Source organism: Mesorhizobium sp. B2-3-10 (genome assembly GCF_006442275.1).
Classification (GTDB): Bacteria; Pseudomonadota; Alphaproteobacteria; order Rhizobiales; family Rhizobiaceae; genus Mesorhizobium; species Mesorhizobium australicum.
This window is the reverse complement of the sequence record NZ_VFVT01000002.1, coordinates 468033-486684: the sequence shown is the minus strand read 5'-3', so window position 1 is coordinate 486684 and position 18652 is coordinate 468033. Positions and strand designations below refer to the sequence as shown.

20 protein-coding genes are annotated in these 18652 nt (G+C 62.8%); 11 read left to right on the top strand and 9 right to left on the bottom strand.

Features of this window, described 5'->3' with window-relative positions:
- Positions 1-54 precede the first annotated feature (54 nt).
- The gene (locus tag FJ943_RS09045) at positions 55-1245 is read right to left on the bottom strand and encodes a hypothetical protein (protein WP_140718259.1); all 1191 of its coding nucleotides are present in this window, start codon (positions 1243-1245) and stop codon (positions 55-57) included.
- 331 nt (positions 1246-1576) lie between these two features.
- Between FJ943_RS09045 and parC the strand changes: the two genes are divergently transcribed.
- Both parC and FJ943_RS09035 read left to right on the top strand, forming a co-directional pair.
- Entirely contained in the window at positions 1577-3829 is a 2253-nt protein-coding gene (gene parC, locus FJ943_RS09040) for a DNA topoisomerase IV subunit A (RefSeq protein ID WP_140720797.1), read from the top strand.
- Between the two features lie 265 nt (positions 3830-4094).
- The gene (locus FJ943_RS09035) at positions 4095-5303 is read left to right on the top strand and encodes an AI-2E family transporter (RefSeq protein ID WP_015318277.1); all 1209 of its coding nucleotides are present in this window, start codon (positions 4095-4097) and stop codon (positions 5301-5303) included.
- Positions 5304-5313: 10 nt separating this feature from the next.
- Here FJ943_RS09035 and FJ943_RS09030 read toward each other — a convergent pair whose 3' ends face one another.
- The 3 genes from FJ943_RS09030 to FJ943_RS09020 all read right to left on the bottom strand — a co-directional run bounded on the left by FJ943_RS09030 (position 5314) and on the right by FJ943_RS09020 (position 7710).
- Positions 5314-6210, bottom strand: coding sequence for a DMT family transporter (locus tag FJ943_RS09030; RefSeq protein ID WP_140720795.1), 897 nt, complete (start codon positions 6208-6210; stop codon positions 5314-5316).
- 131 nt (positions 6211-6341) lie between these two features.
- Complete coding sequence (locus tag FJ943_RS09025) at positions 6342-7100, bottom strand: arginyltransferase (RefSeq protein ID WP_015318275.1); 759 nt, start codon at positions 7098-7100, stop codon at positions 6342-6344.
- Between the two features lie 139 nt (positions 7101-7239).
- A complete protein-coding gene (locus FJ943_RS09020) occupies positions 7240-7710 on the bottom strand; it encodes an RDD family protein (RefSeq protein ID WP_015318274.1) in 471 nt (156 codons plus the stop codon).
- Between the two features lie 204 nt (positions 7711-7914).
- Here FJ943_RS09020 and sthA point away from each other — a divergent pair, with 204 nt between their 5' ends.
- The gene (gene sthA / locus FJ943_RS09015) at positions 7915-9303 is read left to right on the top strand and encodes a Si-specific NAD(P)(+) transhydrogenase (protein ID WP_140720793.1); all 1389 of its coding nucleotides are present in this window, start codon (positions 7915-7917) and stop codon (positions 9301-9303) included.
- The gene (locus FJ943_RS09010; protein ID WP_140720791.1) at positions 9279-9647 is read left to right on the top strand and encodes a TetR/AcrR family transcriptional regulator C-terminal domain-containing protein; all 369 of its coding nucleotides are present in this window, start codon (positions 9279-9281) and stop codon (positions 9645-9647) included. Before sthA ends, FJ943_RS09010 begins: the two co-directional genes overlap by 25 nt.
- Positions 9648-9674: 27 nt before the next feature.
- On the opposite strand, the gene FJ943_RS09005 is transcribed toward FJ943_RS09010, so the two are convergent.
- Positions 9675-10334 (bottom strand): alpha/beta hydrolase, encoded by a 660-nt coding sequence (locus FJ943_RS09005; protein ID WP_140718253.1) that lies wholly within the window; start codon positions 10332-10334, stop codon positions 9675-9677.
- A 201-nt stretch (positions 10335-10535) separates the two neighbouring features.
- Here FJ943_RS09005 and FJ943_RS09000 point away from each other — a divergent pair, with 201 nt between their 5' ends.
- A complete protein-coding gene (locus FJ943_RS09000; protein ID WP_140720789.1) occupies positions 10536-11732 on the top strand; it encodes an OpgC family protein in 1197 nt (398 codons plus the stop codon).
- Positions 11733-11750: 18 nt separating this feature from the next.
- Here FJ943_RS09000 and FJ943_RS08995 read toward each other — a convergent pair whose 3' ends face one another.
- Positions 11751-12827 carry a substrate-binding domain-containing protein gene (locus FJ943_RS08995; protein WP_015318270.1) on the bottom strand — a complete coding sequence of 359 codons (1077 nt, stop codon included), beginning with the start codon at positions 12825-12827 and terminating at the stop codon, positions 11751-11753.
- Between the two features lie 165 nt (positions 12828-12992).
- Between FJ943_RS08995 and FJ943_RS29585 the strand changes: the two genes are divergently transcribed.
- Positions 12993-13136 carry a hypothetical protein gene (locus FJ943_RS29585; protein ID WP_015318269.1) on the top strand — a complete coding sequence of 48 codons (144 nt, stop codon included), beginning with the start codon at positions 12993-12995 and terminating at the stop codon, positions 13134-13136.
- Positions 13137-13196: 60 nt separating this feature from the next.
- Complete coding sequence (locus tag FJ943_RS29580; RefSeq protein ID WP_181174520.1) at positions 13197-13346, top strand: hypothetical protein; 150 nt, start codon at positions 13197-13199, stop codon at positions 13344-13346.
- 15 nt (positions 13347-13361) lie between these two features.
- Here the strand turns inward: FJ943_RS29580 and FJ943_RS08990 are convergent, their stop codons facing one another.
- Together FJ943_RS08990 and FJ943_RS08985 are read right to left on the bottom strand one after the other, a co-directional pair.
- Positions 13362-13724, bottom strand: coding sequence for a DUF423 domain-containing protein (locus FJ943_RS08990; protein ID WP_140720787.1), 363 nt, complete (start codon positions 13722-13724; stop codon positions 13362-13364).
- A gap of 32 nt (positions 13725-13756) precedes the next feature.
- Entirely contained in the window at positions 13757-15010 is a 1254-nt protein-coding gene (locus FJ943_RS08985) for a multidrug efflux MFS transporter (RefSeq protein ID WP_140720785.1), read from the bottom strand.
- 115 nt (positions 15011-15125) lie between these two features.
- Between FJ943_RS08985 and FJ943_RS08980 the strand changes: the two genes are divergently transcribed.
- Both FJ943_RS08980 and FJ943_RS08975 read left to right on the top strand, forming a co-directional pair.
- Entirely contained in the window at positions 15126-15791 is a 666-nt protein-coding gene (locus FJ943_RS08980; protein WP_015318265.1) for a GntR family transcriptional regulator, read from the top strand.
- Between the two features lie 103 nt (positions 15792-15894).
- The gene (locus FJ943_RS08975; RefSeq protein WP_015318264.1) at positions 15895-16155 is read left to right on the top strand and encodes a DUF982 domain-containing protein; all 261 of its coding nucleotides are present in this window, start codon (positions 15895-15897) and stop codon (positions 16153-16155) included.
- A 67-nt stretch (positions 16156-16222) separates the two neighbouring features.
- On the opposite strand, the gene FJ943_RS08970 is transcribed toward FJ943_RS08975, so the two are convergent.
- A complete protein-coding gene (locus FJ943_RS08970) occupies positions 16223-16369 on the bottom strand; it encodes a hypothetical protein (RefSeq protein ID WP_015318263.1) in 147 nt (48 codons plus the stop codon).
- A gap of 196 nt (positions 16370-16565) precedes the next feature.
- On the opposite strand from FJ943_RS08970, the gene FJ943_RS08965 reads away from it, so the two are divergent.
- Positions 16566-17537: a glycosyl transferase family 90 gene (locus FJ943_RS08965; RefSeq protein ID WP_015318262.1), complete on the top strand. Its 972-nt coding sequence runs from the start codon at positions 16566-16568 to the stop codon at positions 17535-17537.
- 136 nt (positions 17538-17673) lie between these two features.
- Positions 17674-18645, top strand: coding sequence for a glycosyl transferase family 90 (locus FJ943_RS08960; protein WP_140718247.1), 972 nt, complete (start codon positions 17674-17676; stop codon positions 18643-18645).
- Positions 18646-18652: the final 7 nt, after the last annotated feature.

Here is an 18652-nt window from a genome sequence, read left to right as displayed (position 1 = left end):
CGCCTGCCGGCACCTTCTCCCCGTATAGTGACGGGGAGAAGGCAGCTAATTCGATCAGTCCTCGTTCGCCTTGACGCTGACGCCGAGCGTCTTCGGCAGGTCGAGCGGGTTGGACATGGCGCCCGCCATGATCAGCGCGAACGGCACCGATGCCGGCGGCTCGGCCGAGATTTCGAGGCTCTTCGGATCGTCGAGATATTTGCTGACCGCCGCCGTAACCTGGGCCGTCAGCTCGGGATTGTTGAGCTGCGCCATGCCGAACGGCACGATTGCCTTGGCTTGGTTGGCGATGTCCTTGGCCGACATGCCCTGCTGCTTGCCGACATAGTCCAGCACCTTGCCGGTCAGCGAATCGTCGTCGAAGCGGATCGATGCGCTGTTGAACGAAAGCTGCTGCAACAGGCCGAGCATGGCCATGCCTTGCGCCGAATTGTCGGCGCCTTCCGGCTGTGCGGCCATCTTCTTCTGCATTTCCTGCAGCGACTTGATGAAATCGATCGTGTAGCCGCCGAGGTCGAACGTCATGCCGAGCGTGCCGGCATTCTCGACGGAGATGTCGTATTTCGACAGCTCCATCTTGCCGTCCGACGGCTGCCAGGTGCCGGCCATTTCAAGATTGCCCGAAATGTTCTGGTAGCCGAGCGCGTTGATGACCTCCTTGGACTTGGGGTCCTCGACCAGCGAGAGATCGGCCGTGAATTTCTCCGTGTTGGCGGTGAATTCCATCGCCTTGCCGTCGGCGGGCGGCGTGATCTGGATGGCAAGCCCGTCCATCGAAAAAGCGGTCTTGTCGGCGACCTTGACCGTCATGTTCGAGAGTTCAGCGGATTTGTACATCATCAGCGAGCCAAGCGGGCTGGTGGAGCCGTCGGCCGGCACCGTCATGTCGTGGATGACGAAGGGGCTGAGATCCAGGGTGACGCCGTCCTTGCTGTGTTCGAAGGCCGAGGTCGATACGGTGCCGATATCATAGCCGCCATTGGCTTCGGTGATGTTCTCGAGCTTGACGTCGCCGATCGTCAGCGCTTCCTTTTCCGCGGCCGGTTTCACGGACACGCCCTGCAGCACCATGCTGGTGTTGTCGCCGGTCACGCCGGTCCAGGAGATGTCGACGCCCTGGGCGGAGAGTGCTGCCTTCAGCCGGTCCGCGACCGCCGCGTCCTGGGCAAGGGCCGCATTCAGCGGCAGCGTGAGCAAGAAGGTCGAAAGTGCGAATTTCCGGAGAGTTGAGCGGTTGATTGTCATCGCAAGGTCCCTGAGAGTGTCCTGAAATTATTTTTCAATTCTTTGCGCCATCACCATTCCGTGACGAACTGGACGGGAAAAAGGCGTGTCCCGGCACAATGGTCGAAAATCGCGCTGAAAGGCAAACCCGATCCGACCGCTATTGGAGAATGCAGTGAATTTGGCATGAAGGTCGAGCCGCCAGCGTGCTTCGCAATAGATGCGGCATGTAACAGATTGATGTTGGCCGGCAAGCTCGACCTTGCGGTTTTCTGTTGCAGAATTGCGCGCAAATCGACTGCTCCGGTGCGCGCCTCTTGCCGCGAATCACCCGCTCGGCTAGGTGCAGCCCATGGGAAAAAGGCTTTTGCCGCCTGACAATGGCGGCGGCGATCATATCGAACCAGTCGACCTCAAGAAGGCGCTGGAAGAGCGCTATCTCGCCTATGCGCTGTCGACCATCATGCACCGGGCGCTCCCGGATGTGCGCGACGGACTGAAGCCGGTCCATCGCCGCATCATGCACGCCATGCGCCTGTTGCGCCTCAACCCCGACCAGGGGTTCGCCAAATGCGCTCGTATCGTCGGCGAGGTGATGGGCAAGTTCCACCCGCATGGCGACCAGTCGATCTATGATGCGCTGGTGCGGCTGGCGCAGGATTTTTCGATGCGCTATCCGCTGGTCGACGGCCAGGGCAATTTCGGCAACATCGACGGCGATAACGCCGCCGCCATGCGCTACACCGAAGCGCGTATGACCGACGTGGCCACCGATCTGCTTGCCGGCATCACCGAAGACGCGGTCGACTATCGGCCGACCTACAATGAAGAGGACGAGGAGCCGGTCGTGCTCCCCGGTGCCTTCCCCAATCTCTTGGCCAACGGCTCGTCCGGCATCGCGGTTGGCATGGCGACCTCGATCCCGCCGCACAATGCCGCAGAGCTCTGCGACGCGGCGCTGCATCTGATCGAGCATCGCGATGCGCCGGTGGCGAAGCTGATGGATTTCGTCCAGGGCCCGGATTTTCCGACCGGCGGCATCATCGTCGACAGCCGTGCCTCGATCCTCGAAGCCTATGAGACCGGCCGCGGCGGGTTTCGCGTGCGGTCGAAATGGAACCAGGAAGACCAGGGCAGGGGCACCTGGAGCATTGTCGTTACCGAAATCCCCTATGGGGTGCAGAAGGCGCGGCTGATCGAGAAGATCGCCGAGCTGTTGATGGCCCGCAAGCTGCCGCTGCTCGAGGATATCAGGGACGAAAGCGCCGAGGACATCCGCGTCGTGCTGGTGCCGAAGAGCCGTTCGGTCGACCCAGGCATCCTGATGGAATCGCTGTTCAAGCTGACCGAGCTCGAAAGCCGTTTCCCGCTCAACATGAATGTGCTGTCGCGCGGCAAGGTGCCCAACGTGCTGTCGCTGAAGGGCGTGCTGCAGGAATGGCTGGACCACCGCCGCGACGTCCTCATCCGTCGCTCGAAATTTCGCCTCGGCGAGATCGAGAGGCGGCTGGAAATCCTTGCCGGCTACCTGATCGCCTATATCAACATCGACGAGGTGATCAGGATCATCCGCGAGGAGGATGAGCCCAAGCAGGTCATGATGGCCCGCTGGTCGCTCACCGACACCCAGGCCGAAGCGATCCTCAACATGCGGCTGCGCGCCTTGCGCAAGCTGGAAGAATTCGAGATCCGCAAGGAATTCGACGGCCTGACTGCCGAGAAGAAGCAGATCGAGGCACTGCTGGCGTCCGATGCCAAGCAGTGGTCGACCATCAAGTGGGAAGTCACTCAGGTTCGCGAGAAGTTCGGTCCGGAGACCGAGCTCGGCAAGCGCCGCACGCAGTTCGCCGACGCGCCCGAGCACGACCTGACCGATATCGCGCACGCCATGATCGAGCGCGAGCCGGTCACCGTGGTGGTTTCGGAAAAAGGCTGGCTGCGGGCGATGAAGGGCCATCTGGCCGATTTTTCGACGCTGACCTTCAAGGAGGGCGACAGCCTCAAGCTCGCCTTCCATGCCCAGACGACGGACAAGGTTCTGGTCTTCACGACCGGCGGCAAGTTCTATACGATCGGCGCCGACCGGCTGCCGGGCGGCCGCGGCCATGGCGAGCCGATCCGCATCATCGTCGACATGGACAATGACCAGGACATCGTCACCGCCTTCGTCCACGATCCCAAGCGCAAGCTGCTGCTCGCCTCTTTCGACGCCAACGGCTTCATCGTTCCCGAGGAAGAGGTGGTCGCCAACACCCGCAAGGGCAAGCAGGTGATGAACGTCAAGGCGCCGGACGAGGCCAAGCGCTGCGTGCCGGTCACCGGCGATCACCTGGCCATCGTTGGCGAGAACCGCAAGATGCTGGTGTTCGCGCTCTCGGAAATTCCGGAGATGGGTCGCGGCAAGGGTGTGCGGCTGCAGAAATACAAGGACGGCGGCCTGCTCGACCTCAAGCCGTTCACGCTGGAGACCGGTCTCTCCTGGCAGGATTCGGCCGACCGTACCTTCACCCGGTCGCGCGAGGAATTGGCTGAATGGATCGGCGCCCGGGCGTCGGCGGGACGGATGGTGCCTAAGGGATTCCCAAGGACTGGGAAGTTCGGCTAGAAGCTGCCGATCTCCTCCCTCGTGGGGGAAATGGCCGGCTGGCCAGAGGAGGCGCTGTCCCGCCAGCGCATCAAATGGCTGGCTACACCTCTCGCAATTCTCGGTCCTTAAGATCGGATCAGAGGTTCACGCCCCCTCTGTCCTGCAGGAGATTCCCCACGAGCGGGGAGATTGGCAGCTGCGCCATCACCATTTGGAGTATCGTCACGACTGCTGCACTATATCGGTGCATAACTGACCGGATGGGCCGGGGAGAACAGGGCGTTTGAAGGAAGCAAAGATCCAGAAGCCGGAACGGCAGCAGCGCCTCTTCGGGCTGTCCACACCGCTTCGTTCGGCCGTCATACCGCCGCTCTCGGCGGCGCGCTGGCTGCTGGTGCTGATCGTTGCCGCCGGCGTCTATTTTTTCCATGGCTTCCTGTTCCCGGTGCTGGCCGCCCTCGTTATCGCCTTCGCCAGCTGGCCGCTCTACCGACGGCTGCTGGTCGGCGTCGGCGGCAACCGAACCATCGCCGCCACATTTGCCATCCTGTTCATCCTGGCCTTCCTGGTGATACCGATCGCGCTTGCCGGCACCTATGCCATCAACGAGGTGCGCGAATGGGTCGGCTGGGCGATAGAGACCAACCGCCACGGTGCGGTGACGCCGCACTGGATCGCCACCCTGCCTGTGGTGGGTGAATGGCTGAACGAGCAGTGGACGACCAATCTCGGCCATCCCGGCGGCATCGGCGAACTGATCCAGCTGGTCAGCGGCGCCAATATAGGCAGCATCTACCGCGGTGCGCTCGCCGCCGGCGGCAGTGCTTTCAGCCTCTTTCTGACGCTGCTGTTCATGATGATCGCCCTGTTTTTCGCCTATCGCGACGGCGAGAATTTCGCCGGCCAGATCGACCGCCTCGGCGAGCGCATCCTGCCCACCCGCTGGGAACGGATCTCGCGCGTCGTGCCGGCGACCATTTCCTCGACCGTGACCGGCATGACGGTAATCGCCATCGGCGAGGGACTGGTGCTGGGCATCGCCTACTGGCTGGCTGGTGTGCCGTCGCCGGTGACGCTCGGCGCGCTGACCGGCGTGATGGCGCTCATCCCCGGCGGTGCGCCATTGTCCTTCACATTGGTCTCGATCTACCTCGCCGCCAGCGGCTCACCGATGGCCGGCCTGGCGCTGTTCATCTGGGGCACGGTCGAGTTGTTCGTCGTCGACAAGACGTTGCGCCCCAAGCTCGTCGGCGGCCCGATAAAACTGCCCTTCCTGCCGACCTTTTTCGGTTTGATCGGCGGCGTCAAGACCATGGGTTTTCTCGGCCTGTTCATCGGCCCGGTGCTGATGGCGCTGCTGGTCGCGATCTGGCGCGAGTGGCTGCGCGAGGTGGAACTGGCCGACGAGATCGTGCCGCCGAATGAAATCGAAGCCGGTCCACAAATCGAAGTCCTGCCCGAACCCAGCGTGGTCAAGAAAGCCAGCGCCTGAATCTCGACCTCTACGCCGGATGGTGTACCGCGAGGTCGCCTCGGCGCTTGCGTCCATCATGCAACTGCCAGACCGAATGGGCGACGAGCGTGACGATCAGGATGCCGCCGCCGATCAGGCTGTTGCGGGTCGGCGTCTCGGCAAAGATCATCCATACCCAGATCGGCGCCAGCACGGTTTCGAGCAGGTAGAACATCGCCACTTCCGGTCCTGAAATGTATTTCGGCCCGGCGGCGAGGCAGAAGAACGAGATCGGCATGATGACGGCGCCGTTGAAGATGATCCACCATGGCGCGTTTACGTGAAAGCCTTCGCCGCTCACCATGAAGGCCGCCAGCCCAAGCGGCAGAAGTACGCCGATCAGCGAGGTGAATCCCATATCCTTGCCGCTGGCGCGCGAGAGGGTGATCGCGACCGCGATGAAGAAAGCCGAGCACAGCGCCATGAAATCACCGAACAGCTTGCCGCTGCCAACCGAACCGCCGACGATGACCAGCACGCCGAGGATCATGACCAGCATGGCCGCGATCGTCACCGCTCCCGGCCTTTCCCGTAGGAATATCCAGGACAAGAGTGCGGCGAAGACGGTGTTGAAGGCCAGGATGAACACCAGGTCGGCGGTCGAGGTGTGGAAGACCGCGGTAACGAAGGTGATCGAGGTCAGCCCATAGCATATCGCCACGATCAGCCCGGACCAGCCGGGGATAAGCGGCGGGACATTCCGGCTCAGCGCGCGCCAGACCGACCAGATGATCATCGCGGCGATGAAGGTGGTTCCGGTTCGCAGCAAAAGGATGGTCCACGCGCCGCCATCCGCAAGGCGGATCAACGGTATGTCGACGGTCAGTATCAGTCCGCCGATGGCGGTTATCAGAAGGCCCTTCTGGTGATCATGGTGAGAGGACATGCAGGAACTTTCGCAATTGAATTGCAGGCGGCCGGTCGGCGCAAGCGCGCACTCTCTCCAGCCGAGCGGCTGAAAGACCAGCATCCCCTGCCTTGAAACAGTTTAAGCGTGGATCGGGGGAAAACTCAGCGTCAGACCGCTTCGTTGGTATAGCGCTCCCAGCCTTTTGGGCCGAGATGCTCCTGCGGCATGAAGCGCATCTTATAATTCATCTTGCGCGAACCATTGACCCAGTAGCCAAGGTAGACATGGGGCAGCCCCATCGCCTTGGCACGGGCGATATGGTCGAGGATCATGAACGTGCCGAGCGAGCGGCTTTCGAAATCGGGATTGAAATAGGAATAAACCATCGACAAGCCGTCGGCCATCTTGTCGGTGAGCGCCACCGCTATGAGTTCACCCTGGCCTTTGCCGGTGATGAAGGTGTCGGGTCCGCGCCGCCGGTATTCGATCACCTTGGTGTCGACATGGGTATCCTCGACCATCATGGCGTAGTCGAGCACCGTCATGTCGGACATGCCGCCGCGGCGGTGGCGGGCATCGAGATAGCCGCGAAACAGTGAATATTGTTCGGTCGAGGGCTCGGCGTTGTGCATGGCGCCGACGAGGTCGGAATTGTGCTGCAGCACGCGCTTCATGTTGCGGCTGGCGGTGAACTCCTGTGCCAGGATACGCACCGACACACAGGCGCGGCAGGTCTCGCAGGCTGGCCTGTAAGCGATGTTCTGCGAGCGCCGGAAGCCGCCTTGCGTGAGCAGGTCGTTCATCTCCGAGGCCTTGTCGCCGACCAGATGCGTGAACACCTTGCGCTCGAACTGGCCGTCGAGATAGGGGCACGGCGACGGCGCGGTCAGGAAGAACTGCGGCGACTGGGTCGGGTGCTGCGTCATCGAGCCTTGGAAACACTCCTTCGAATCGCTCTACCTTTGGCTCCAGCGGCGAAAAATTCAACAGGATTGTGAAGGTGTGGGCAACTCAACACCTTCACATTTGCGCTCAAGGGGGCTGCGGCTTTGCTTCAGGGCGGTTTCAGCGGCCGGTGCGGCTGACGACAGTGCCGAGCAAAAGATCGTGCAGCGTGCGCTTGCGGTCCGAGAACAGGGTCACCAGCAGGACCAGCGGCGACAGGATGACGTTGCCGGCCCAGAACAATACGGAATGGACGACCGCGGTCAGCCCGTCGATGCGGGTGCCGTCGAGACGGTCGAGGCGGATGCCCATCATCTTCATGCCCGTGGTGGCCTGGTCGGCGCTGCCCAACGTGTTCCAGATGTAGAGGATGGCGACTGCCGGCACCAGGACGCCGAACAGCATCCAGCCCAGGCCGAGGGTCAAGAGCCCGAGGAAGAACACCAGGATGGCGACCGGAATGCTCAGCAGGCCAACGATGAGATAGTCGAGCACGAAAGCCAGAATGCGCCTTGTGCGCACGCCTTCAAAAGCCCTGACATCGTCGAGCCGGGTGTTGATGATTTCGCCGTCGAGAACGCGAGCGTTCATGTCATTTCCTCGTAACAGGGGCCTGCTTAGCCTGCGCCCCACCGCACCAGAAATGGTGAGGGCTCATGGTGGAATCAAGATCGGACCGTTTCGCCGCGGCGCCAGGCGGGACAGAATGGGCTGAGGGTCCGAAGCGGTTGAATTTGCAGCACGGATGGCGTTAGCTTGCTGCGGCGCAACAAGACGCCGAGGGGACGGGGCAATATGGACTACGACATGCTGGTCATCGGCAGCGGCCCTTCCGGCCGCCGCGCCGCCGTGCAATCGGCCAAACTCGGCAAATCGGTGCTGGTGGTCGACCGGGGCCGGCGCCTTGGCGGCGTCTCGGTGCACACCGGCACCATTCCTTCCAAAACGCTGCGCGAAACGGTGCTCAATCTCTCGGGCTGGCGCGAGCGCGGCTTCTATGGACGCGGCTATCGGGTCAAGCAGGATATCTCGGTCGGCGACCTGATCGAGCGCCTGCACAAGACGCTCGACCACGAGGTCGAGGTGCTGCAACACCAGTTCATGCGCAACACGGTCAAAAGCGCGCGCGCGGCGGTGAAATTTCTCGGCTCCAACAAGGTCAGCCTGACATCGGACAATGGCGACTACAGCGAAGTCGGTTTCGCCAACGCACTGATCGCCGTGGGCACCAGGCCGCATCGGCCGGCCGACGTGCCCTTCGACAAGACCCGTGTCTTCGACAGCGACGAAATGCTTGAACTCGACCGCCTGCCACGCACGCTGACGGTGATCGGCGCCGGCGTCATCGGCGTCGAATACGCCACGATCTTTTCCGCGCTCGACGTACCGGTGACGCTGGTCGAGCCGCGCAACTCCATCCTCGATTTCGTCGACCGGGAGATCGTCGACGATTTCATCCACCAGATGCGCGACCGCGGCATGACGATAAGACTGGGCAGCGCGGTCAAGGAAATCCGCTCCAAGCCGGATGCCGCCGAGGTGGAACTGGCCGATGGCCGCACCATCCGCTCCGAGGTCGTGCTCTACGCCGCCGGTCGCACCGGTAATGTCGGCAGCCTCGGCCTCGACGTGGTCGGCATCGAAGCCGACTCCAGGGGCCGCATCAAGGTCGATCCCCAGACTTTCCAGACCAGCGTGCCCAACATCTACGCGGCCGGCGACGTCATCGGTTTTCCAAGCCTCGCCTCGACCTCCATGGAGCAGGGCAGGGTGGCCGCCTGCCATGCCTTTGGCGTGACCCTGCCCGCGCCGCCGGAGACTTTCCCCTACGGCATCTACGCGGTGCCGGAGATCTCGACGGTCGGCCAGTCCGAGGAGCAGGTGCGTCAGAGCGGCGGCGCCTATGAGGTTGGCGTCGCGCGCTTCCGTGAGACGTCGCGCGGCCACATCATGGGCGTCGACACCGGCTTCCTGAAGCTGTTGTTCTCGATCAAGACGCGGCGCCTGCTCGGCGCGCACATTGTCGGCGAGGGCGCCACCGAACTCATTCATATCGGCCAGGCGGTGATCAATCTCGGCGGCACGGTCGACTTCTTCGTCAACAACACCTTCAACTATCCAACCCTGGCCGAGGCCTACAAGATCGCCGGCCTCGACGCCTGGAACAGGATGGGAAGAGGGTAGCCCTGTCTGGTGCAAGTTCGGGGGGAGCCGTACACTCCCCTCCATTCTGTTGCCACTTCGAGCGGCTGCTGGAATTCCTGGCGGGCGAGGGCATGGCGGCGATTCCAGCCATGGAATTGCTGATGACGGTCGGCCGCTACACGGTCGGCTGTGTCACAGAGGAGCAAGCCGAATATCCGTCAGGTCCGGGGCGTGGCGAAGCGCTGGATGCCGCGGCGCATGATCATCCGCTCTTGCGCGAAGCCTTGGTGCACTACCGTGCCGGCGGACACGAGGCGCTGTTTGAAAGCGGGCTCGCCCTGCTGATCGCCGGGGCAGAAGTTCGAATGGTGGCCGAACGCTGATTGGGCAGCGAGCGGTCGCAAAGGCGGTCAGCCTCCCTGTGCCGCTCCGGCCAGCCATCGCTCGACGATCGCGGCGTCCGGGTCGCCGATTTCGTGGCCTGATGGAACGATCCGGGCGTCGATCTCGCTACCGTGCCGGCTGAGCAGCGTCACCAGCGCCAACGCGAAAGGCCCGTAGGTCTCGTCCGCCGCCCCGGCAATGATCAGCGTCCGTGTGCCCATGAGGTCCGTTGAAGGCACCTTGTCGAGCACCGGCATTGGCCTCAGCAGCGCCGCGCTCCGGACAATGCCGGGATGGAGCAGCATCAGGCTCGAAACCAGATTGGCGCCGTTCGAATAGCCAAGGAATGTCGCGTGGGCGAGATCGAGCCCATGGCGCGCGGCGACTTCGCTTGCGAATGCCGCGAAGGCGGCGGTTTCGACACGGATGCTTTGCTGGCCGAAGCGCGTCGGCGTGATTCGCTCGAACCAGCGAAAACCGTCCTCCTGCGGGATGCGGCCCCGTACCGCGATCAGGGGGGCGTCGGGCGCGATGCGCCTCGCCAGCGGCACCATGCTTGTCTCGTCGACACCCGATCCATGCAGCAGGAACAGGCACGCGCGGCCGCTTTTGCCGGCACCGAGGAGGCGATAAGGAAAGGCTAGATCCAGCATCGGAGGGCCATTTTCGACACTGGCGCCAGTCATACCGCATCCCGTTGATTATATGAGGTTTCGCTCAATTTGCCGGCTTCAAAACGCAATATTTTCATGCTCCGCGAAAGTTGATTGAACCAGGCTCATTCCGGCCCGTTTCTGCGCCGATACACTCCCTGTGGGAGGAATCGAAGCGGTGCGTCGGGGGTCGCATTGCTGGACATGAACAACCAGCTTTGAGGCCTTTTGTCGATGACTACCCCTGTTTCGCCAGATCGCGATTTGCGTGTCTTGGAACGCGACACGCGTATCGATGTGCTGCGCGCGCTGGCACTGCTCACCATCTTCGTCGACCATGTGCCGGGCACGGCTTTCGAGACCCTGACCTACAAGAATTTCGGTTTTTCGGACGCGGCTGAGGCGTTCGTGCTGATATCAGGCATTTCGGTCGCGCTCGCCTACGGCACCAAGTTCCGGCCGGGCGGCCGGCTTCTGGCGGCCTTGAAAATGTGGCGGCGGGCGGGCGTGCTCTACGTCGCCCACATCGTCACGACGATGGTGGTGATGGCCCTTTTCTGCGCCGTGGCGGTGTTTGCCAGGCGGCCGGAACTGCTGACGCTCATCAACATCGAGCCCTTGATGAAAAACACGCCGCAAGTGCTGGTCGGCATCGTCACGCTCGGCCACCAGCTCGGCTACAACAACATCCTGCCGGTCTATGCGGCGCTGCTTTTGATGGCGCCGGCGTTCGTCCTGTTCGTCAGCTCCAGGCCCGCCGCGGCGCTTGTCGTGTCCGGCACGCTATGGCTGGTTGCCGGAATTTGGGAGATCGCTCCGCCCAATTACCCCGAGCCCGGTTTCTGGTTCCTCAACCCGTTGTCCTGGCAGTTCCTGTTCAACATCGGCCTTGCCGCCATGCTGCATGTCAGGCGCGGCGGTGTCATTCCGGTCAACCGCTGGCTTGTCGGCGCGGCCTCGGCCTATGTGCTGGCGGCTCTGGTGTGGGTGCATAGCCCGCTCTGGGGACAGATAACGTGGTTCAACCTGCCGGTGGTGATCGGCGGCTTCGACAAGACCTTCCTGTCGTTGCCGCGGCTGTTGCACATCCTGGCGGTCAGCTACCTCGTCGTCGCCCTGCCGACGGTGTCAAACGTGTTCCGCACCAGCCCCGACCATCCGCTGGCCATACTGGGCAAAAGATCGCTGCCGGTCTTCATCGCCGGCACGGTGATCGCAATGGTCGCGCAGGTGATGAAGCTGATCAATCCGGGCGGGCTCGTCTATGACAGCCTGCTGATATCGGCCGGCATCGCCATGCAGTTCGCGCTCGCCTTCTATCTCGAATGGCTGTCGACCATCGGCGGTTCGGGCAAGGCCCGCACGGCCCAAACGGTTCCCGCGCCGGTTCGTGCGCCTTTGGGGACTGCCATGGCAAGAGCCAATCGGTAGGCGGTTCGGCCGTGCGGTTCAGCCGCGTGGCGAAGCCGTCGAGGCTCGCACGATCAGTTCGACCGGCAGTTGATGCCGGCTGACCGGCCCGTCGCTCTCCAGGATCGCCCTGACGGCAAGGCGGCCCATCTCGGCAATCGGCTGGGCGATCGTGGTCAATGGCGGCTCGGACACCGCTGCTTCCGGAACACCGTCGAAGCCGACGATGGAAACGTCGTCAGGCACGCTCAGCCCGCGTGCGCTCAGCCATTCGAGCGCCACCAGGGCTATTCTGTCCGACATGGCCAGAATGGCGGTGGGCGGCGTGTCGGAGGCGAAGATGGTCTCGAGCCCCGCCTTCGTGCTCGCCACGTCGTTGGCGGTCTCGTAGACAGGCACTTTGGTTATGTCGACGCCAACCCGCGAAAGCTCCCGGAGATAGCCGGTGAGGCGGTCGCGCGTTCCGGCATAGGTCGCCGCCCGAACCTGTTCGGCCGAAACAAGGCCCGTCCTGTTGTCCGCGAAGGGCAGGGCCATGACGGCGAAGCGGCGATGGCCGAGATCCGTGAGATGGCGGGCCGCCATGCCGGCGCCGGCGATGTTGTCGACTCCGATCGCGGCGACCGAGCCGTCCTCGGAGTCGAGGTCGAGCGCGACGAAGGGCAGCTTGCGCTCACGTGCCAACTCCACCAGGCGCGAGCCACCTTCGATGCAGAAGACGATGAAGCCGTCGACCAGAGCGCTCTGGATGTTCCAGGCAAGCTGCTCGTTGTTGGCGGCCGAGACCAGGGAAATGCCGGCTCCGGTCGCATCGCAAGCTTGCGAGATGCCCGCCATCATGACGCGCGCAAACGGATCGTCGAAGAAATAGGAGAGGGGCTCGGCGGTGGCCACGCCGATGGCGTTGACCTTGCCGGCCCGCAGCAGCCTGCCCTTTGGATCGGGGCCGCCATAACCCATTGCCTCGGCCGCGGCGCGAACCCGTTCGCGGACCTCCTCGCGCACGATCTCGGGGCGGCTGAATACGTTGGACGCGGTGCCGTGCGAAACACCGGCGGCCTTGGCGATGTCGGCCAGCCGTACGGGTCGTCGATTGCCTGCGGTGAGTGACGCCATTTGTGCGTGCCTCCTGACATCCATGTAGCACGTTCTTCCGCCGCATCTAGTATTTTCGTTGGATCGATTCAAATTTTGCTTGACCTACGCCGGTTTCGATCCTAGATTTTGAATCGATCCAAGTGGCAGCTTGTTCTGCTGAATGGCCAAAAAGGGAGGAGCGCCATGCATCCCGTCAACTACCTGTTCGCCGACATCTACCGCAACGACTGGAATATCGGGTCAGCCACCAACAAGGCTAGGCATCGTGGTGAGACGGGCCCATGGGTTCGCGATCTTCGCTTCTTGGTGGCGCGCAAGCGGAGCTGATCAAACCGGCTTTTTTCGCGCCCGACGATTGGATCGATTCAAAGACAAGGAGGATGAGTCATGCATCCCATCAAGCAACTGTTCGAAGATATCTACCGCAACTACTGGGGCATCGCACCGGCCACCGAGCGACCGGAAGCGCGACGGCGGGTGAAACCTGCTGTTGGCGGCCGTGCCCTTTGGGTTCGCCCGGAACGCCGCCGGGATTGACCTCAAGCACTCATTTCAGGGTCGTGGACGTGCCACGGCCGAGATCGCTATCGCCAGCCAGCCTGCAATGAGCAGGGTGCCGCCGATCGGCGCCGACATCGGAAACAGCCTTGAGCCCCAGAAATCGCGGGCGAGAAGATCGCCCGCGAAGAGGAGCAGCCCGGCGAGCAGAATGAGGCTGGCGATGCGCAGCCAGCGGTTCGCGCCGATAAGGCCGATGGCGAGGAAGACCGACGCATGCATCAGCAGGAACGACGCGGCGGTGCCGGTAAAGGCGCCGCCGCGGTGGGCGGCGGCCGCCGAAAGCGCCACCCCCGCCGCGCCGACGAGGCCGCCGGCAAGCACGAGGAGGCGGCTGCCGTTTGGATCGGGGTTCATGGCCGGCGTGCTCCTTCTTTCTTCAGCAAGCGTCAGGGCTTGCGCGCTTCCAGCGCCATATGCCGCGTCCGCCGCGACTGGACGATCCAGTTGTAGGCCGCCCCGAGCGCCATCAGCACCGACGTGCCGAGAAACACCGCCGGCATGCCGAAATGGCCGCCCACAAAACCGCCGGCCAGTGGCCCCGCGACCTGTCCGACATACTGCGCCGAGATCGCAAGGCCAAGCACGTTGCCGCCAACGCCGTCGGGGATGTTGTGCCTGATGACACTGGTGATGCAGGGCAGGAGGCCGCCCAGCGCCAGGCCCATCAGGAAACGCAGGCCGATAAGCTGCCAGCTATTGGTGACAAAAGCCTGCGGGATAAGGAGCAGCGCCGAAACCGCCAGTGCTCCCACGACAACGTTCCAGTGCCCGATCCGGTCCGCGAGCTTGCCGAGCCAGGACGCCGAGAGGATGGTGCCCAGCGCGGCGGCCGACATCACAACGCCGGCGACGAGCGTCACCCTGCTCTGGTCCTCAATGAGCTGCTGCACATAGACGGTGATGATCGGCTCGATCGACATTGTGGCGAAGGCGAGCAGCATGCCGGTGGTCAGCATGGCCACGACCGGGCGCTTGTCCGGGATCTGCGACCAGCCGCTTTTCGGTTTTGCCGCCGACACCGGTTTGGCTGGCTTCGGGCGCGGGCTCTCCTTGATGAGGAAGGTCGTTGCCAGGAAGGCGAGGAAGATCACACCGCCTGACAAGAGGAAGGTGGCGCGAATGCCGATCACCGGCGGCAGCACGCCGCCCAACAGGGGACCGACCAGCGAGCCCGCCGTAATGCCCGCCGACAGCACGCCAAGCGCCCAGCCGGAACGCTCCTTCGGCGTCTGCATGGCCACCAGTATGGTTGAACCGGAGGAATAGCCGCCCGCGAAGCCGATCAGCAGGCGCAGCAGAACCAGTTGCCAGACCGTCTCGACCATGCCCGTCAGCGACATGCAGATCGCCATGCCGAAGGAGGCGCGCACCAGCATCACCTTGCGCCCGTAGCGGTCACCCAGGCGCCCCCATAGCGGCGCTACTGTGGCCGCGGCGAAGAAGGTGGCGCCATAAGCGACGCCGGACCACTGCACGATTGCCGCGTGGCCCTGTGCGCCGAGCTGTTCGACATAGAGCGGCAGGAATGGCAACAGCAGGGTCATGGCGATGAGCGTGCTGAACGAGCCCGCGAAACAGACCGCGAGATTGCGCCGCCAGTGAATGTTGTAGCCGCTTTGCTGCTTGTCTTCCTGCGTCATGCCCTGCCTGCCCGGTATCAGCGCTTGTTGCGGATACCATTTTGGGATACCAAACTGGTCTCCGTCATGAACTTCACGCCGGCCGCTGTCAATGCGGCTTCGGAAAGGACGCGCGATGTCGCAGATGCAGAATGTCGAACGGCAGCTTCGCGAGATGATCCTGGCGCTCGAGATCGGGCCGGGAGAGCGGCTGACCGAACGCTGGATCGAAAGCCAATTCGGCGCCTCGCGCACGCCTGTCAGGGCGGCGCTGCTGCGGCTGGAGACCGAGGGGCTGGTCGGCAGGGACGGGCGCGGCTGGACCGTTTCGCCCATCAACCTGGCCGAACTCGAGCAGGTTGCGGTCTATCGCGAGGCGGTCGAGATCGCGGCATTGCGGCTGACGTGCGGGCAAGCCGACAAGAGCGCCATCGATGTCATCGAGGCGATGCTCGATTCCTGCGACGAAAATACGCCGCGCGAGGAGTGGCATCGTGTCGGCATGGATTTTCACATCGAGCTGGCGCGGCTCTCCGGCAACGAATTCCTGTTCCGGGCGGTTCGTGACGCGATGACGCGTCTGTCGCGCGCCCGCTGGCTGGAAGTGCGTGACGAGACGGCCCTTGGCCGTGCCTGGGTCGAACATCGCGCCATTCTTGCCGCGACACGCCTCGGTCAGGCCGATGAAGCCGCGCGGCTGCTGTCGGCCCACATCGTCGGCAGCCGTGATCGGCTGGTGACGTCGCTTGCCAACGATCGACGCGGCCTTCGCGCCAGGGGATTTGCCGTCGTCGCCGCTTAATGCGGTCCATGCGCTGCGGCGCGCTGGCCGGAAAAACAGACGGGTCTGACGTGAAGCGCACTTTCGGCCTCGCTTCAAGGAGGCCGATGGCGTAAGAGCGGCGATGGAAAACAACCGGTTTGAAACACCTGTGACCGTCAAATCCGTCACGGCGGGAAGCACTCAGCTCTTGCGTTCGGCAAGGGAGGCTTCCGATTACCTCCTCAACAACTGGCCCGGCAAGCGCAGCCCCAAGCATCGTGCGGCGCTGCAGGCCTGTCACGACGCGCTCGCCGGCGACAAGCCGGCGATGAATGCCAGGCGCGCTTTCATCGCCGCGGCGCGGGAAGTGGATGTCTTCATCAGCGACAAGGCGCCAGCCTGATATTAGCTCGCGGTTTGGGCTGACAATTGGATTTGAGGCTCGGCCCGCATTAGCGGGCCGGATGCCGTTAATCCTTCGTTTCGGTCTCAGTCTCGGTTTCAGGCTTCGTACGTTCGCGCGCGGCAACCTTGGCCGCCAGCTTTTCAGCCTTCTTGGCCGCTTTCTGGCGGTCGCGCTCCTTGCGTTCCTGATCGTAGTTTGGTGCTCGCGCCATGTCGGCTCCTTTTGTGACTGCCTTGCGGCCCTGAGCCTGCCTAGGAGCATTAGCCGTCAAACACAACAGCCGAAGCGACAATGCGTGGCTGCGGCATCGAAGAGATGGGGGCGCTTGCCAGATCGGCGCCACAATGATGTAGGACATGCGGGCGCCATGAATTGAGAACCGCCCGTTTGTTTTGATCAAGTGACCGATGGCCACAATTTCGCGGACCGCAGCAAGAGTTTTCTATTATGCGAGAAACGTCGCGCGCGATGTCGCTCCGCAAGCGTTGTTTCGTGCCCGGCTGGCTGGCCGTCTCGAAAGGGCCAGGCTTTCCGGTGAGGCGGCGCGCCGCAGGCTGAATTACTACAACAAGTTGCAGGATGGTTTCGCGCCAAGCGCCGATGCCATGCGCATCGGCAAACTGCCCTTCACGCCGACCATGTACTATTACGACCTGAAGGAGTTCGCCCGCTACTTCGATCCCGGCCTGCTCATCGACCTGGAATTCGGCGACGTCAGGAATGTCCCCAAGGTGCCTTCGATCGTCAAGGACCGGCCAATCTGTGCTGACGACAAGAACGCGATCATCATGAAACTCGACAAGTTTCGTCATTTCCAGATGCCGGCTGACGCGATGTCGTTCGCCGACAAGCTGCCGTCCGTTGTCTGGCGCGGTGATCTCAACAATCCGATCAGGACAAGATTTCTGAACGCTGTGCGCGACCTGCCGTTCTGCGATGCCGGTTCGCACAAGCCGAACGCACCGCCCGAATACGCCAGGCCTTTTCTCAGCATCAGCCAGCACCAGCGCTATCGCTACATCGTCTCGCTCGAGGGCAACGACGTGGCGACCAATCTCAAATGGATCATGAATTCGAAGTCGCTCTGCATGATGCCGCCGCCGACCTATGAGACCTGGTTTGCGGAGCGGCAGCTCGAAGCCAACGTCCACTATGTGCCGCTCGCGGCGGATTTCTCGAACCTTGAGGACCACGTCGCCTATTTCGAGCGGAATCCGGCGGAGGCGGAGCGCATCATCGCGGCTGCGAACGCCTATTGCCGGACATTCGACGACGAACAGACCGAGCAGACGATCTCCCTGCTGGTGCTCTACAAATACTTCGTGCTCTCGGGCCAGATCAAACCGGATGCCGAGGTGTGGCGCTACATAACGGGCTAGTTGCGGCGCTCGGTCGAGGCCGCCAGCCGCATTCGGGCGCTATCGGAATGCGTGGCTGGATGGTAGGGCATCATGCTGCGGGAACCATCCCGACCTTCACTTGTTCAACCGCGTTTATCTTTGATCAAAAGAGTCCATGGCCACCCTCCAACGAACGACGGCAAAGGTCTTCTACTATGCGCGGAACGTCATGCGCGATATCGCGCCCCAGGCGATCTTCCGGCGGCGATTGGCCAGCCGCCTGCAGCAGGCCAGGCTCTCGGACGAGGCCGTGCGCCGGCGACTGAATCACTACAACAAGCTGCAGGACGCTTTTACACCAGGCCCGGATGCTGTGCGCATCGACAAGATACCGTTTGAACCGAGCATGTACTATTACGACCTGAAGGAATTTGCCCGCTATTTCGATCCATCATTGCTCATCGACCTGAAGTTCGGTGATGTCATCGGCGTGCCCAAGCTGCCGACCCTCGTCAAGGACCGGCCGATCCGCGCCGACAACGGCAATGCCGTCGTCATGAAGTTCAACAAATTCCGCCACTTCCACATGCCCCTCGATACCGTCGCCTTCGCCGACAAGCGCCCTGCCGTGGTCTGGCGCGGCGACCTCAACAACCCGATCAGGACACGGTTCCTGGATGTCGCGCGCGACTTGCCGTTCTGCGATGCCGGTTCGCACAAGCGCAGCGCACCGGCTAAGTACAGCAAGCCTTTCCTCAGCATCAGCCAGCACCTGCGCTATCGCTACATCGTCTCGCTGGAGGGCAATGACGTGGCGACCAACCTCAAATGGATCATGAATTCCAACTCGCTCTGTCTGATGCCGCCGCCGACCTACGAAACATGGTTCGGCGAGAGCCAGCTCGAGGCCGGTATCCACTATGCGCCGCTTGACCCGGATTTTGCCGATCTCGGCGAAAAAGTGCGCTATTTCGAAGCGCACCCGGCCGCGGCGGAGCGCATCATCGCCGCAGCCAATGCCTATTGCCGCAAATTCTCCAATGAACGGGACGAGCATGCGATCTCCTTGCTCGTCCTCTACAAATATTTCGTGCTCGGCGGCCAGATCGAACCCGATCCCGAACTCTGGCGGTTTATCGGCGGCTAGCTCTTGC

Coding starts and splice junctions, on each gene's coding strand:
- FJ943_RS08990 (WP_140720787.1), bottom strand. CDS start 13,724: ATGAACCCCGATCCAAACGGCAGCCGCCTCCTCGTGCTTGCCGGCGGC.
- sthA (WP_140720793.1), top strand. CDS start 7,915: ATGGACTACGACATGCTGGTCATCGGCAGCGGCCCTTCCGGCCGCCGC.
- FJ943_RS08995 (WP_015318270.1), bottom strand. CDS start 12,827: ATGGCGTCACTCACCGCAGGCAATCGACGACCCGTACGGCTGGCCGAC.
- FJ943_RS08985 (WP_140720785.1), bottom strand. CDS start 15,010: ATGACGCAGGAAGACAAGCAGCAAAGCGGCTACAACATTCACTGGCGG.
- FJ943_RS08960 (WP_140718247.1), top strand. CDS start 17,674: ATGGCCACCCTCCAACGAACGACGGCAAAGGTCTTCTACTATGCGCGG.
- FJ943_RS09005 (WP_140718253.1), bottom strand. CDS start 10,334: ATGACTGGCGCCAGTGTCGAAAATGGCCCTCCGATGCTGGATCTAGCC.
- FJ943_RS09020 (WP_015318274.1), bottom strand. CDS start 7,710: ATGAACGCTCGCGTTCTCGACGGCGAAATCATCAACACCCGGCTCGAC.
- FJ943_RS09000 (WP_140720789.1), top strand. CDS start 10,536: ATGACTACCCCTGTTTCGCCAGATCGCGATTTGCGTGTCTTGGAACGC.
- FJ943_RS09045 (WP_140718259.1), bottom strand. CDS start 1,245: ATGACAATCAACCGCTCAACTCTCCGGAAATTCGCACTTTCGACCTTC.
- FJ943_RS09025 (WP_015318275.1), bottom strand. CDS start 7,100: ATGACGCAGCACCCGACCCAGTCGCCGCAGTTCTTCCTGACCGCGCCG.
- parC (WP_140720797.1), top strand. CDS start 1,577: ATGGGAAAAAGGCTTTTGCCGCCTGACAATGGCGGCGGCGATCATATC.
- FJ943_RS08975 (WP_015318264.1), top strand. CDS start 15,895: ATGGAAAACAACCGGTTTGAAACACCTGTGACCGTCAAATCCGTCACG.
- FJ943_RS08980 (WP_015318265.1), top strand. CDS start 15,126: ATGTCGCAGATGCAGAATGTCGAACGGCAGCTTCGCGAGATGATCCTG.
- FJ943_RS08965 (WP_015318262.1), top strand. CDS start 16,566: ATGGCCACAATTTCGCGGACCGCAGCAAGAGTTTTCTATTATGCGAGA.
- FJ943_RS08970 (WP_015318263.1), bottom strand. CDS start 16,369: ATGGCGCGAGCACCAAACTACGATCAGGAACGCAAGGAGCGCGACCGC.
- FJ943_RS29585 (WP_015318269.1), top strand. CDS start 12,993: ATGCATCCCGTCAACTACCTGTTCGCCGACATCTACCGCAACGACTGG.
- FJ943_RS09030 (WP_140720795.1), bottom strand. CDS start 6,210: ATGTCCTCTCACCATGATCACCAGAAGGGCCTTCTGATAACCGCCATC.
- FJ943_RS29580 (WP_181174520.1), top strand. CDS start 13,197: ATGCATCCCATCAAGCAACTGTTCGAAGATATCTACCGCAACTACTGG.